The organism is Streptomyces sp. NPDC057486, assembly GCF_042802415.1.
Lineage (GTDB): Bacteria > Actinomycetota > Actinomycetes > Streptomycetales > Streptomycetaceae > Streptomyces > Streptomyces yanii.
In genome coordinates this window covers 20,367-34,902 of record NZ_JBHVEE010000107.1, presented here as the reverse complement: position 1 = coordinate 34,902, position 14,536 = coordinate 20,367, and the positions used below count along the sequence as shown (strand labels likewise).

Annotated in this window: 11 protein-coding genes; 6 read left to right on the top strand and 5 right to left on the bottom strand. The window is 68.6% G+C overall.

Going from position 1 to position 14,536, the window contains the following annotated elements; translation table 11 throughout:
• Nucleotides 1-52: 52 nt before the first annotated feature.
• The 3 genes from ACFU6I_RS35260 to ACFU6I_RS35250 form a co-directional block, all read right to left on the bottom strand.
• Nucleotides 53-583, bottom strand: coding sequence for a hypothetical protein (locus ACFU6I_RS35260; RefSeq protein ID WP_384374426.1), 531 nt, complete (start codon nucleotides 581-583; stop codon nucleotides 53-55).
• A 212-nt stretch (nucleotides 584-795) separates the two neighbouring features.
• A complete protein-coding gene (locus ACFU6I_RS35255) occupies nucleotides 796-1,560 on the bottom strand; it encodes a hypothetical protein (protein ID WP_384374423.1) in 765 nt (254 codons plus the stop codon).
• Between the two features lie 15 nt (nucleotides 1,561-1,575).
• Nucleotides 1,576-1,707 (bottom strand): hypothetical protein, encoded by a 132-nt coding sequence (locus tag ACFU6I_RS35250; RefSeq protein WP_384374421.1) that lies wholly within the window; start codon nucleotides 1,705-1,707, stop codon nucleotides 1,576-1,578.
• Between the two features lie 562 nt (nucleotides 1,708-2,269).
• Between ACFU6I_RS35250 and ACFU6I_RS35245 the strand changes: the two genes are divergently transcribed.
• The 3 genes from ACFU6I_RS35245 (at nucleotide 2,270) to ACFU6I_RS35235 (ending at nucleotide 6,439) form a co-directional block, all read left to right on the top strand.
• Nucleotides 2,270-3,247 (top strand): SCO0930 family lipoprotein, encoded by a 978-nt coding sequence (locus ACFU6I_RS35245; protein ID WP_384374418.1) that lies wholly within the window; start codon nucleotides 2,270-2,272, stop codon nucleotides 3,245-3,247.
• Between the two features lie 202 nt (nucleotides 3,248-3,449).
• Nucleotides 3,450-4,268 carry an SAM-dependent methyltransferase gene (locus ACFU6I_RS35240; protein WP_384374415.1) on the top strand — a complete coding sequence of 273 codons (819 nt, stop codon included), beginning with the start codon at nucleotides 3,450-3,452 and terminating at the stop codon, nucleotides 4,266-4,268.
• Nucleotides 4,265-6,439 (top strand): putative bifunctional diguanylate cyclase/phosphodiesterase, encoded by a 2,175-nt coding sequence (locus tag ACFU6I_RS35235; RefSeq protein ID WP_384374412.1) that lies wholly within the window; start codon nucleotides 4,265-4,267, stop codon nucleotides 6,437-6,439. Before ACFU6I_RS35240 ends, ACFU6I_RS35235 begins: the two co-directional genes overlap by 4 nt.
• Before the next feature lie 28 nt (nucleotides 6,440-6,467).
• Here ACFU6I_RS35235 and ACFU6I_RS35230 read toward each other — a convergent pair whose 3' ends face one another.
• Nucleotides 6,468-7,388: a LysR family transcriptional regulator gene (locus tag ACFU6I_RS35230; RefSeq protein ID WP_384374409.1), complete on the bottom strand. Its 921-nt coding sequence runs from the start codon at nucleotides 7,386-7,388 to the stop codon at nucleotides 6,468-6,470.
• A gap of 95 nt (nucleotides 7,389-7,483) precedes the next feature.
• Here ACFU6I_RS35230 and ACFU6I_RS35225 point away from each other — a divergent pair, with 95 nt between their 5' ends.
• From ACFU6I_RS35225 to ACFU6I_RS35215, 3 genes are read left to right on the top strand one after another with little or no spacing between them, the layout of a single operon-like run.
• Nucleotides 7,484-8,191, top strand: a complete 708-nt coding sequence (locus tag ACFU6I_RS35225; protein WP_384374406.1) for a succinate dehydrogenase — start codon at nucleotides 7,484-7,486, stop codon at nucleotides 8,189-8,191.
• Between the two features lies 1 nt (nucleotide 8,192).
• A complete protein-coding gene (locus ACFU6I_RS35220; protein WP_384374403.1) occupies nucleotides 8,193-10,142 on the top strand; it encodes a fumarate reductase/succinate dehydrogenase flavoprotein subunit in 1,950 nt (649 codons plus the stop codon).
• On the top strand, nucleotides 10,139-10,885 hold the full coding sequence (locus tag ACFU6I_RS35215; protein WP_384374400.1) for a succinate dehydrogenase/fumarate reductase iron-sulfur subunit: 747 nt from the start codon (nucleotides 10,139-10,141) through the stop codon (nucleotides 10,883-10,885). The genes ACFU6I_RS35220 and ACFU6I_RS35215 overlap by 4 nt, the downstream gene beginning before the upstream one ends.
• Nucleotides 10,886-11,250: 365 nt before the next feature.
• On the opposite strand, the gene ACFU6I_RS35210 is transcribed toward ACFU6I_RS35215, so the two are convergent.
• Nucleotides 11,251-14,454: a glycoside hydrolase N-terminal domain-containing protein gene (locus tag ACFU6I_RS35210; RefSeq protein WP_384374397.1), complete on the bottom strand. Its 3,204-nt coding sequence runs from the start codon at nucleotides 14,452-14,454 to the stop codon at nucleotides 11,251-11,253.
• Nucleotides 14,455-14,536 lie beyond the last annotated feature (82 nt).

Below are 14,536 nucleotides of genomic sequence, written 5' to 3'. Positions count from 1 at the left end.
GAACTTCAACAGTAACCGGGGCGACGGGCGTACCACCGACGGTCTGCGTCGGTCAGTGGCTGTACCTCTCGTTGCGCCGGCGCACCACGAAGACGGCGCCGGTGGTCGCGGCCACGGCCACTGCCGTGCCGCCGACCAGTTGCGCGGCATTCATCCGGCCGATGCCGCCGCCGAGATCACCCTGCACACCGTTCGGCGCGAGCGCCGTGGAGCCTGTGCCGGGGGTGCCGGCGGAGATCGTGAGACCGATCTCCGCCGTGGAGGTCGGCGATGTATTGCAAATGAACGACACTTCATAGGAAGCGCCCGGTTTTGCATCCCGGTCGACCGTGGCCGAGGCGCTGCCTCCTCCGGGAATAGTGACGCTGTCGAAGATGCCCGAGCTGGCCGTTGCTGTAGTTGGGCACCCCCGTGCGGCCAGGGTGACCTGGCCGCCCGGCGCGATCACCGACGGAGCAACGGTGTATCCGGTCGCGCCCGGCGCGCCCCCCGACGACACGGCGTACGCGGACGCAGCCGGAGTGGTCAGGGCGATAGTGGCGGCGCCGAGCAGGGCGACGGGTGCGACACCTATGGCGAGCATGGTGAATCCTCCTCCCCGAGGGGCAACTGCGGAACGAATATCCACAAAGTGTCAGATATGCACCTCGATGGAGGAAACGTTAGAAGTGCTGTATATCGCTCGCGATCGGGGGCGGGCGAATGGGGCACAGGTGTCCCCCGGGCGGCGCACCGTCGGGCCCGCGCACCGTCGGACCGTCAGGCCTTCAGGTCGTCAGATCGTCAGGGCACGCGTCAGCCCGACACGTTGGGAAAGAGGTCGAGGAACGGCGTGGCCGTGGCCGAGATGTCGCGGCCGAAGGGGGAGTCGAAGTCCCAGATCAGGAAGAGCAGGAAGGCGATGAGCACGCTGAACAGCCCGGCCAGCAGCAGTTCCCGGAAGGTTCGGCGGATCTGCAGGGTGAAAATCAGCCCGACGGTCACCAGCGCCCCGGTGATCAGGCCGAACCAGACCACGCCCGGCATGGTGGCGCCGGCGCTCTGGGCGCGGGCGCTGCGCGCGTCGTCGGCCGCGGCGACCTGGTCGACCAGTGGCTGATACGCCTGCCCCTCGTGGTCGTTCCTCGGCCGGTAGTCGGTGACGTCGGCACGTACCCGGCCGAGGAGTTCGGCGCCCTCGGCGGTGAGGCTGCCGTGCTCTGCCATCGCCTTCCACTCGTCGTGGACGACATGACCGACGTACGCGTCGACATCGGCGCGGATCCGGGTACGCACCTCGGCCGGGTAGACCGAGGAGCGGGCGTTCACCTCGTGCAGTGCCTGGGCCTCCTGGCGGACGTACTCCTGGGCGGCGCTGCGCCCCTCCCAGACGCCCGCGATGGCGAGGCCGAGCACGATGGCGTACACCACGCCGATCATCATCGTCATGTATTCGATGACGTCAGGGGTTTCGGACGGGTCGTCGTCCTCCCCGACGCGGCGATGGTTGAGGACGGCGATGGTGAGCACGACGGCGCAGACCGCGGCCATGGCGAGGGTGAGAACGAGCCATTCCGACATGGGCTTCTCCGTGGGTCAGCGGGAGCGGGGACGTAGCACGGCAACGGCGAACACCGCAGGAGCGGTGATCAGCAGGGTGAGGGCGACCAGGGAGGGACCGCGCCGGGGGACCTTGCGCGGCGGCTTGCGGTAGGTGGGGATCGCCACCGGCTTCGGCCGGGGTGGCGTGGGGCGTACCGAGGGTGTGGGCTCCGGAGGCGGCGGTGTGGGCGCCGGTGGTGGTGGCGCCGGTGCCGGGGGTGGTGGCGGAGGCGGAGGCGGTGCCGGAGGTGGCGGCGGTGGGGGAGGGGGAGGCGGGGCCGGCGGTGGGGGTGTCGGCCGCGGAGTCGGCCTGGGCGCCGGGCCCGCCTGGCAATGACCGTCACCCGATGTGGCGACCGCCGAGTTCCCGCCGTCTTCCCCGATCGAGGCGTACGAGCAGTTGTCGGCCACCGCGGGCACCGGGGCGGTCAGGAGCCAGCTGAGTGCGACGGCTGCGGTGAGCCGCCCGAAGAGGGATCCGTACATGACGGGGAGCATGTTCCGGCCGGTGGGAGGGCACGCGGACCACGGTCCTGATTCCCCTGATGGAGGGGACCTGGAGCACCGATGGTTTGCGGATCGGGAAATTTCTGCGAGCGCGTTGAACAGAGAAGCACCCGCCGCCCGTACCTAGGGCCATGAACGGCGCGGTCTGTTCACAACTGGCGGAAAAATCACGGGAGTTGACATGAAGACCTGGCGGAACGCCTCGCTCGCGGTCACCGCGGCGGCCCTGTTGGCGCTGACGACGGCGTGCGGTCAGGAGCAGGGCACGGATTCGCCCAACGGTCAGAACGTCGGAAATGCCAGTCCGGCCGGTCAGGCGGGCAGCGGCTACGACGCCGACAGCGGATACGGCTCCGGCAGCGACTACGGATCCGATTCCGGGGCACAGGTGGGCACGTCCAAGCAGGCAGGACAGCTCGCGGTGTGGGACAGCAAGAAACTCGGCAAGGTCGTGACGGACAGCGAGGGATTCACTCTCTACCGTTTCGACAAGGACACCGCGAGCCCGCCGAAGTCGAATTGCGAGGGCGGCTGCGCGAAGGTCTGGCCGGTCGTTCCCGCGGGCAATGTGAAGGCCGCCGCGGGTGCCGATGGAGCGCTGATCGACAAAGTCACCCGTGCGGACGGCACGCAGCAACTCACCATTGCGGGGTGGCCGATGTATCGGTACGCCAAGGACACCAAGCCCGGAGACGCCAATGGTCAGGGAGTGGGAGGTACATGGTTCGCCTCCGCGCCGGACGGCAAGAAGGCTGCGGTGAGCGCCGACGGTCCGAGTGGTGGTGAGCGGGCCGATCTCGCGGGACTTTCGGTCCGCAAGGACCCGAAACTCGGAGACATCGTCGTCGACAAGCGCGGCATGACGGTCTACCGGTTCAAGAAGGACACGGCATGGCCCATGAAGTCGGCCTGCACCGGGGCCTGCCTCTCGAAGTGGCCGGTTGTCGCCCCATTGGCCAAGAATGATGTGAAGGGCGTCACCACCAAGGGCTTTGTCACCTTCAATCGTCCCGACGGTCTCAAGCAGCAGGCCATCGATTGCTGGCCCATCTATACCTTCTCCGGTGACACGAAGCCGGGTGACACCAACGGCCAGGGTGTCGGGGGCACATGGTACGTGGTGTCCCCCGAGGCAAAGCTCGTCGGCGCCCCGAAGTAGCCCCACAACAGCCGTTCCGGACCGGCCCGTCGCTGAATGTCACCGTTGGCGACGGGCCGGATGCACATGCCACTGGTGTGTGACCAATAACGGACCGCTAATTTCCGTTTCCGCTCGCTCTCCTGGCGGTCGATCAGTAGCCTCTGGTCAACACTGACCATGAACATGGCCGGATCGCCGTGGCGACTTGTTGGAGACATCGATGGAGCGTCCCGCCTGGGCACCGCAAGGCATTGACATTTCAGTGCCGAGCGTGTCACGCATGTATGACTTCTATCTGGGCGGATCGCACAATTTCGAAGTGGACCGGGAAGCGGCCCGCAAGGCCATGGAGTTCATGCCGGGACTCCCCAAGATCATGCAGGCCAATCGTGCCTTTATGCGCAGGGCGGTGCGTCATGCGGTGAGTGAAGGCATCACTCAGTTCCTGGACATCGGTTCCGGCATACCGACCTTCGGCAATGTGCACGAAGTCGCCCAGGCCGCCGACCCGGAGGCGCGGGTGGCGTATGTCGACCACGATTCCGTTGCGGTCGCGCACAGCCAGGCCGTACTCGAAGGAAACGACCGTGCGGTCATCGCCGCCGGCGATCTGCGCCGCCCGCAGGAGATTCTGAAGAGCCCCGAGGTCAGCGAACTCCTCGACCTGGAACGCCCGGTGGCGCTGCTGCTCGTCGCCGTCCTGCACTTCATCGAGGACGCCGACGAACCACAGGCGGCCGTGGCCGAGCTGACCGAGTCACTCGCCCCCGGCAGCCTGCTCGTCATCACCCACGCCTCGTACGAGGGCATCCCGCTCACCCAGGAGGAGGCGGGCGGTGCGGTCGGTGTCTACCGGAACATCCGCAATCCGCTGATCATGCGGTCGCGCGACGAGGTCAGCCGGTTCTTCGACGGGTACGAGATGGTCGAGCCCGGGCTCGTGGCCATGCCCAACTGGCGTCCCGACACCCCCGTGGTGCAGGAGCAGGAAGACCCATATGCCTTCTCGGGCTTCGGCGGAGTGGGACGCAAGGCGTGAGTATTCCCGCCCAAGCGTCCGGAGCACCGGACGCGGAGCCCGACGGCGCCGAGGACCGGCTCCGGAGATTCGCCACCATCTGGAGCCGGGCCATCTTCCCCTCGACGGCAACGTCCATGACCCGTCCGGAGTTCGAACAGCATCTGCTGCCGCTGGCCCGCAGGTTGAGCGACATCCTGCACGCGCGTCCCTTCGATCCCGCGCCCGCCAACAAGGTGGGAGCCGCGCTCGTCGCCGCGCACTGCACGGACCCGGACGCGCTCAGCTCCACGCTGGGCGTCGTCGACTCGTACCTGGTGCTCTACTGCGGCGGCAACGGCCCGGTGACCCTGTCGACCGAGGACAGCAGGGCCCGCTGTGCCCGCATGCAGCACGCTCTGGCGGGCGGCTTCACCCAGGCGCTGCGCGAGCGGACCCTGGCCGAACAGGAGGCCATCGCCCGCTCGGCGCTCACCGCCCGTTCCAACGCCGAGGAGGCGCTGCACGCCACCGAGGCGCGGTTCCGTGCCGTCTTCAAGGACGCCGCCATCGGCATCGGGATCGCCGATCTGGAAGGCAATGTGCTGGAGGTCAACGACACGCTGACCCGTATGTTCGGCGGCCTCGATCACCATGTCCGCAGCCACAGGGTCAACGAGTGGGTCCACCCCGAGGACTCGCCGCACGTGTGGAAGTACTACGAGGAGCTGGTACGCGGCGAACGCGAGCACTACCGCGTCGAGAAGCCGTATTACCGCAACGACGGCACCGTCCTGTGGACCAACCTCACGGTGTCGCTGCTCCGCGACCCCGAGGGCCGGCCGCAGTACCAGCTGGCGCTCATGGAGGACACCACGGAGCGCAGGCTGCTGAATCTGCGGCTCCGGTACGAGGCCACCCACGACGCGCTCACCGGCCTGCCCAACCGCACGCTGTTCTTCGAACGCCTGGAGAAGGCGCTCTCCGCCGACGACGGCAGCCGCTTCGGGCTCTGCTATCTCGACCTCGACGGCTTCAAGGCGATCAATGACAGCCTGGGCCACGCGGCAGGGGACCGGCTGCTCGTCGAGGTCGCGGACCGGCTGCAGAGCTGTGCGACCGCGCCGGGCGAGATGGTGGCACGGCTCGGCGGCGACGAGTTCGTGGCGCTGACCACCGGCCCGCACACGGAGTCGGAGGTCGACGAACTGGCCTGCCGGATCCTCGGTGTGCTCGCCACGCCGATCCGGCTCGACGGCCGCGAACTGACCGTACGAGGCTCCATCGGCGTCGTCGAAGGACCGGCGGGCGAACGCAGCGCCGCCGAGGTGCTGCGCAGTGCCGACATCACGATGTACCGGGCCAAGTCGGCGGGCGGCAACCGCTTCGAAATAGCCGACGCCGAGGCGGACGCCCGTGCCATCACCCGGCACGGGCTCACCACCGCGCTGCCCGCCGCCCTGGAGCGCGGCGAGTTCTTCATCGAGTACCAGCCGCTCGTGCACCTCGGCGACGGCACGGTCCACGGCGCGGAGGCACTGGTGCGCTGGTGCCATCCGCAGCACGGGGTGCTCGGGCCGGACCGATTCATTGCGCTCGCCGAGCACACCGGGCTGATCGTGCCGCTCGGGCGATGGGTGCTGGAGGAGTCCGTACGGCAGGCCAACTTCTGGCAGGAGCGGCACAGCGACGGCGGTCCGCTGCGGATCAACGTCAATCTCTCGCCGACCCAGTTGCACCATCCGCGCCTGGTCGCCGAGACCGTCGACGTGCTGGAACGCTCGGGTCTCGACCCGGGAGCGCTGTGCCTGGAGGTCACCGAGTCCGCGCTCATCGGAGCCGATGACGACCTGCTCAAGCCGCTGCGGCAATTGGCCGAGATGGGTGTCGACATCGCGCTCGACGACTTCGGTACGGGCTACTCGAACCTGGCCAATCTGCGTCGGCTGCCGGTGAGCGTCCTCAAGCTGGACCGTTCCTTCACCCAGGGCATGCAGCAGCATCCGGCCGACCCGGTCGATCTGAAGATCGTCGAGGGGATCGTCTCACTGGCGCACAGCCTGGACCTGGCGGTCACGGTGGAGGGTGTCGAGACGGGAGCCCAGGCGGAGCAGTTGCGGAAGCTCGGCTGCGACACGGCCCAGGGGTGGTACTACGCGCGGCCCGGGGCTCCCGACCGGATCCACGCCTTGCTGCTGGCCGACGCGGTCTGAGCGAGGAGGACCGGCACCGGCCGCGTCCTCAGCCTCCGGACGGGCTCGATTTCCCGAGCCCGTCCGGCCGGCTGGCCAGCAGTACCCGTTGGAGCTCCCGCGCCGCCCGTGGAGGCGCCACGTCACTGCGGTGCGCCAGCGCGATCGTTCGCCGCAGCCCCGGCGGGGCAAGCCGTGTCGTCCGCAGGTCGTGCCCCGCCCGGACCGCCACCATGCTCGGCACCACCGCCGCGCCCAGTCCCGCCCGTACGAAACCGAGCACCGCGTCCATCTCGCCGCCCTCCACCGTGAACGACGGCTCGAAGCCCTCCGCCCGGCACGCGGCCACGGTCAGCTCCCGCAGGTCGTAGCCATGCCGGAACATCACCAGCGGCTCGCCCTGCAGGTCCGCGATCCGCACGCTTCCGCCCTTCCCCGGTCGCGGAGCCCCGGCCGCCGACACCACCACCAGGTCCTCCTGGAGCAGCTCCACCGTGGTCAGCGCAGGCGAGGCGGCCGGCAGCGGCAGAACCACGAGCGCGAGATCGAGCGCCCCCCGCGCCAGCTCCCGTACGAGGTCGTGTGAGCCGCCTTCCTCCAGCAGCAGCTGGATCCCCGGGTGCTGGTCGTGGAATGTGCGCAGCACGTCGGGCAGCAGCCCCGTGCACAGGCTCGGTGTCGCCCCGAGCCTGACCCGGCCCCGGCGCAGCTGGGCCAGCTCCTGCACCTCGTGCCGGGCGGTATCGGCATCCGCCAGGATCCGGCGGGCCAGCGGCAGCAGCGCCTCGCCCGCGTCGGTCAGGGCGATGTTGCCGCGGGCCCGGCTGAACAGCTCTGCCCCCAGCTCGTTCTCCAGCGCCCTGATCTGCTGGGAGAGCGAGGGCTGCGAGACATGCACCTCCTCCGCGGCGCGGGTGAAGTGCCGTGTCTCGGCGACGGCCACGAAGTACATGAGCTGCTGGAATTGCATACACCCAGCCTAGCCCGCTCCATAGTCAGAGGCTATGGACATGAGCCGCGTCATGTCTTGGACCGATGAGACCCTTCGGTCGTAGCGTCGTGCCCATGGCACTGGCAACACGGACGGACCGACGGCCGTCCATGACGCGTACGCTCTGGGACTCGTCCGTCGGCAAGAAGACGGTCATGGCCGTGAGCGGCCTGATCATGCTCGGCTACCTGGTCGTCCACATGATCGGCAACCTGAAGATCTTCTTCGGGCCGGGGGAGTTCAACCACTACGCCCACTGGCTGCGGGTCATGGGTGAGCCCTTCCTGCACTTCGAGTGGGCCCTCTGGATCGTCCGTGTGGTGCTCGTCGTCGCCGTCGTGGCGCACGCAACCTCCGCGTACCAGCTGAGCCGCCGGGACATCAAGGCGCGGCCCAGCAAGTACGTCCACAAGAAGCCCCGGGCGAGTTACGCCACCCGCACCATGCGCTGGGGCGGGATCATCCTCGCCCTGTTCATCGTCTGGCACGTCCTCGACCTGACCACCGGAACAGTCCACTCGGGCGGCTTCCAGTCGGGGCACCCCTACCAGAACGTCGTCGACACCTTCTCCACCTGGTACGGCAACGTCATCTACATCGTCGCCATGCTCGCTCTCGGACTCCACGTCCAGCACGGGTTCTGGAGCGCCGCGCAGACCCTCGGCGCGGGCAGGGCGAGCCGCGACCGTGTTCTCAAGACCATCGCCAACATCCTCGCACTGGTGCTGACGGTGGGCTTCATCTCCGTACCCGTCGCCGTCATGACCGGAGTTGTGAGCTGACATGACCGACTACTCGCACTACGAGACCGGTGCACCCGTCATCGACACCAAGGCCCCCGAGGGCCCCGTCGCCGATCGCTGGGACACCCGCCGCTTCGAGGCCAAGCTCGTCAACCCGGCCAACCGCCGCAAGCACACCGTCATCGTCGTCGGCACCGGCCTGGCCGGCGGATCGGCCGGGGCCACGCTGGCCGAACAGGGCTACCACGTCGTCCAGTTCTGCTTCCAGGACTCTCCCCGCCGCGCCCACTCGGTAGCTGCCCAGGGCGGCATCAACGCCGCGAAGAACTACCGCAACGACGGCGACTCGATCCACCGGCTCTTCTACGACACGGTCAAGGGCGGCGACTTCCGCGCCCGCGAGTCCAATGTCCACCGGCTCGCCCAGATCTCCGTCGAGATCATCGACCAGTGCGTCGCACAGGGCGTCCCGTTCGCCCGCGAGTACGGCGGCCTTCTCGACAACCGCTCCTTCGGCGGTGTCCAGGTCTCCCGCACGTTCTACGCCCGCGGCCAGACAGGGCAGCAGCTGCTCCTCGGCGCCTACCAGGCACTGTCCCGGCAGATCGCCGCGGGCAACGTCGAGCTGCACGCCCGGACCGAGATGCTCGACCTGATCATCGTCGACGGCAGGGCCCGCGGCATCGTCGCGCGCGACCTCGTCACCGGGAAGATCGACACGTACTTCGCCGACGCGGTCGTGCTGGCCAGCGGCGGCTACGGCAACGTCTTCTACCTGTCGACGAATGCCATGAACTCCAACGCCACCGCCATCTGGCGCGCCCACCGGCGCGGAGCGTACTTCGCCAACCCGTGCTTCACCCAGATCCACCCCACCTGCATCCCGCGCACCGGCGACCACCAGTCCAAGCTGACACTGATGAGCGAGTCGCTGCGCAACGACGGCCGGATCTGGGTCCCGAAGGCCAAGGGCGACAACCGACCGGCCAACGAGATCCCCGAGGACGAGCGCGACTACTACCTGGAGCGCATCTACCCGGCCTTCGGCAACCTCGTGCCACGCGACATCGCCTCGCGCGCCGCGAAGAACGTCTGCGACGAGGGCCGCGGCGTCGGCCCCGGCGGACAGGGCGTCTACCTCGACTTCGCGGAGGCCATCCAGCGCATGGGCAGGGCGAAGGTCGAGGAGAAGTACGGCAACCTCTTCGACATGTATGCGCGGATCACCGCGGAGAACCCGTACGAGACACCGATGCGGATCTACCCCGCGGTGCACTACACGATGGGCGGACTCTGGGTCGACTACGACCTCCAGACCACGATCCCCGGCCTGTTCGCGATCGGCGAGGCCAACTTCTCCGACCACGGGGCCAACCGGCTCGGCGCCTCGGCGCTGATGCAGGGTCTCGCCGACGGCTACTTCGTCCTCCCGTCGACCATCAACGACTACCTGGCCCGCAACCCGCACCACGGCGAGATCGACGCCTCGCACCCGGCCGTGGAAGAAGCGGTCGCGGAGACCGAGGACCGGCTGCACCTGCTGCTCGCCGTCGACGGCGACCGCACCCCCGACTCCTTCCACCGCGAAATCGGCGAACTCATGTGGGAGTACTGCGGGATGGCCCGCACCGAGGAGGGTCTGCGCAAGGCGCTCGACCGGATCCCGCAGATCCGCGAGGAGTTCTGGCGCCGTATCAAGGTGCCCGGCACCGGCGAGGAGTTCAACCAGTCGCTGGAGAAGGCCAACCGCATCGTCGACTACCTGGAGCTCGCCGAGCTCATGTGTCTCGACGCACTGCACCGCGCCGAGTCCTGCGGAGGCCACTTCCGCGAGGAGTCGCAGACCCCGGACGGCGAAGCCGCCCGCCGGGACGAGGAGTTCTCGTACGCAGCCGCCTGGGAGTTCACGGCCACCGGCGACGCCCCCGTCCTGCACAAGGAAGACCTCGTCTTCGAGTACGTCCACCCCACTCAGCGGAGCTACGCATGAAGCTCACCCTGCGCGTCTGGCGCCAGAAGAACGCCGACGCCCCCGGCGCCATGTCCACCTACCAGGTGGACGGCATCTCGCAGGACATGTCGTTCCTGGAGATGCTCGACACTCTCAACGAGGAGCTCATCCTCGCCGGCGACGACCCCGTCGCCTTCGACCACGACTGCCGCGAAGGCATCTGCGGCGCGTGCAGCCTCGTCATCAACGGCGACGCGCACGGCCCGGAACGCACCACCACCTGTCAGCTCCACATGCGCTCCTTCCAGGACGGCGACACGATCGACATCGAACCGTGGCGTGCCTCGGCCTTCCCGGTCGTCAAGGACCTGGTCGTGGACCGGTCCGCCTTCGACCGGATCATCCAGGCGGGCGGCTACATCAGCGCCCCTACCGGCACCGCCCCCGAGGCGCACGCCACGCCGGTGCCCAAGCCGGACGCCGACTTCGCCTTCGAGCACGCCGAGTGCATCGGCTGCGGCGCCTGTGTCGCCGCCTGCCCCAACGGCTCGGCGATGCTCTTCACCTCGGCGAAGATCAACCACCTCAATGTCCTGCCGCAGGGCGCTCCCGAGCGCGAGACCCGGGTGCTCGACATGGTCGGGCAGATGGACAGCGAGGGGTTCGGTGGCTGCACGCTCACCGGGGAGTGCGCCACGGCCTGCCCGAAGGGCATTCCGCTGCCGTCGATCTCGGCGATGAACAAGGAGTGGCTGCGGGCGACCCGGAAGGTCCGACGCTAGGGCGTGTGTCGGAAGTCCCGCCTGCCTGGCGACGCCCGGCACGCACGCTCGCTGCGTTGTCGGGCTCGCCCGAGTACGTCCGGTACGAGGGCGACCCTCCGCCTTGCGATCGCACGCACCGGACGCCGCCGGGCCCACCCTTCGGGCGGACGGCGGGACTTCCGACACACGCCCCAGTGCTGCGACCGGCCATGTCTGCCCCATGAGGAGCGTCGTCCAGTGTGTGCGTGCTGGGCGGCGCGACGGGGGCAAAGCCTGCCGGGGGCACTGGGGGGCCTGTTCCGATGTCGGTCGGCACAGCCGGTGAAGAGACCGGCTGTGCCGACGACCCGTGCCGCGCCGCTTCGGCCGGCGGCCGGCCGACGTCAGGGCTTGATCGGCTTCACCTTCGTGTCGACGCCGTTCACCCGCACGGTGACGTTCCCCTGGTTCCGCGCCCGGTCGGCCACGATCCTGTAGGACGTGACCTTCCCGTCGCGCCACTCACAGCTGACCTCGTAGCCGCCGCGGGCGCGGAGCCCGGTGAAGGAACCCTTGGCCTTCCACTCGTCCGGCAGGGCGGGCAGCAGGTGGATGGCGCCGTCGTGGCTCTGCAGGAGAATCTCCGCCACGGCGCCCGAGATGCCGAAGTTGCCGTCCATCTGGAAGGGCGGGTGGTTGCAGAACAGGTTGGGCAGCGTGTTGTAGGTCAGCAGTCCGCGCAGCATGATCTGGGCGCGGTGCCCGTCACCGAGGCGGGCGAAGAGGGCTGCCCGCCAGGGCCAGGTCCACGAGCGGCGGCTGTCGCCCGACACCGTCCCGGCCGTGAACGGGACGCCTTCCTTCTCGCCGCACCGTGCCTTGAGCGAGACCAGGGCGGCGGCCGCGAAGTCGGCCTTCTTCGGGGTGATCTGGCGGCCCGGGTAGACCGCGAAGAGGTGCGAGGTGTGGCGGTGGATGTCGGTGGGGCTGTCGATGTCCTTCTGCCACTCCTGCAGCTGACCCCACCGGCCGATCTTGTTCGGCGCGAGGCGCGCCTGCATGTCCAGGACCTTGGCCCGGTAGCCGGCATCCGCCTCGAGCGCCGCTTCGCAGTCGAGGTAGTTCTGGAACAGGTCCCAGATGATCTGCTGGTCGTACATGACGCCGTCTTCGCGTGGCCCGTGTTCGGGGGACCAGCCGTCCGGCGAGACGAGGAGTCCGTCCTCGCGCTCCTTGAGACGGTCCTCCCAGAACTCGCAGATCTCCTTGATCATCGGGTAGGCGACTTTGCGGAGATAGACCAGGTCCTGGGTGAACGCCCAGTGCTCGTACAGGTGTTGTGCGTACCAGGCGCTCGCGACGGTGTTCCACTCCCATGCGTTGCCGCCGAAGATGCTCTGGCTGGTGCGGGCGGTCCAGCCGCGTGTGTCCTTGCCGAAGGCGTTGCGGGTCGCCACGCGGCTGGGCACCGCTACCTGCTTGATGAACCCGACGAGTGCCTCGTGGCACTCCGGCAGGTTCGTCGTCTCGGCTCCCCAGTAGTTCATCTGGATGTTGATGTTGGTGTGGTAGTCGGAGGCCCACGCCGGCGAGTTGCTGTCGTTCCAGAGACCCTGGAGGTTGGCGGGCAGACCCTTCGGGCGCGAGGAACTGATCAGCAGGTATCGGCTGAAGTCGAACATCGTCTGCTCGAGGGTCGGGTCCTCCTCGCCCGCCGCGTAACGCGCCAGCCGGGCGTTGGTCGGCAGGGCGACGACGGCGTCGTCGGAGGTGCCCCAGGCGACGGAGACGCGGTTCATGAGGGCGCGTATCTCGGCGGTGTGCTCGTCGCGCATCTCGTCGTAGGACCGGGCGGCAGCCTTGCCGAGCGCAGCGGCGACGGCCGCCTTTGGATCGGCTCCGCGCCACCCGGCTGCGGCGTCGAGCTTGTAGTCGGTGCGGGCGTCGAGGAGCAGGGTCAGGGTCGTGCAGCCGGTGAACCGGAGCACCGACCCGTCGGTGCTGAAGTCGCCGTCGGTGTGTACGACCTGGACGGTGGACGCGTGCTTGAGGCCGTTGCCCATGACACCGCTGAAGGCGATCCGCCGGGCGTCGGCGTCGACGGTCGTCGGGGCCTGATCCTGTCCGGACGTCAGCGAGATCACTCCGGAGAGTCCCCGGTCGCTGTCCGACGTGTACCGGAAGACCATGATGTCCGCGGACCGGCTGGCGAAGGCCTCGCGCAGGACGCGCCGCCCCGGCTCGCCGAAGCGGGTGACATGGACACCCTCGAAGAAGTCCAGGGCGCGCTGGTAGTCGACGAACGTGGACTGCATGCGCGTGTCGAACCCCTTGCCTTCCAGCACGACTTCCCCGATCTGGAAGCCGGTGGACGACTCTCCGGGGGTGAACGTGAGCCGGTAGGCGCGGTAGGCCGTGCTGTTGGTGATCCGGAAGGTCCGGGTCTCGCCGCGGCCGGCAAAAGGCGCGCCGGGGTTCTGCGTGTCGAGGGTCACCCAGGCTTGCCCGTCCTGCGACGCCTCAAGTGCCCATCGCCGGGGGTCGTCCTGCGGACGGTCCGGGGCCGCCGTCAGCGAGTACGAGGTGACGGTGGTCGTGGTGGACAGGTCGGCCTGCCAGACGACCGCCGGTGCGACGGCGTCGACCCGCCAGACCGTGGCCGGATCGCGGTCCACCGAACTCGAGATGCCCGTGGCCCGGGAGCCGGTCCCGGAACCGGATCCCTCGGAGTGCCCGCTGGGCGACGACAGGTACATCGAGCCGCCGCCGCCGAGGTCGACGCCGGACAGTCCGATCTCGCTCACCTGGAAGTGGCTGACCCCTGCCTTGGGAGCGAAGTCGAACCGGTAGAAGCGGTAGGCCGCGGTGTCGGCACAGGTGAATTCCTTCGTCTGGAAACGGCTCTCGAAGGGCGTCGCCAGAGTGCGGCTGTCCAGCCTGGTCCAGGTGGTGCCGTCGGCGGAACCGGAGAACGTCCACTCCTGCGGGTCGCGTTGCGGTACGTCGTTGGCGCTCGTCAGACGGTAGGACGCGACTTCGACGGGTTCAGGGAGCTCGACCTGCCACTGCACCTTCGAGCCGGGCGCTTCGATGCACCACTTGGTGCTCGAGTTGCCGTCGTACGTCTTGTCGACGCCCTCTGTCGAGGAGGTCCGGTACGGTCCCCCCGGGGCCGTGACCTTCGTGAGGCGCCCGAAGGTGACGGCGACATTTCCGAAGTTCCGGTAGGAGCCGAAGCCGGTCATGCTGGTGTCGAAGGCGCCGTCCGGCTGGCCCGCGAGGGCGTTGTCGTAGTCGTTGACGCCACCCCAGAGACTCTGCTCGTTGAACTGGATACGCTCCTCGCTGGGGTTGGCGAAGAGCATGGCGCCGAGCCGGCCGTTGCCGATCGGCAGGGCCTGCGACTGCCAGTCCACGGCGGGGATCGCATACTTCAGCGCCTTGCGCGACAGGGTCGGCCACTGGACGGACGCCGGCGCGGCGACCCCGGCGGCAACGGCCTGTCCCACAGGGAATCCCCCGGCCAGCTGCGTGATCAGCGGCGTGAGGGCGAGGGCGCCGCCGAACTTGAGGATGCTTCGTCTCTGCGGATGGGGTTCATTGGTCACGAGAGATCTCCTGGCCCATTGATCGGTTCTTTAATGGAGGAGTGGGGGGAACGCATCGACGTATGCCGAGGGCGAGGCCATT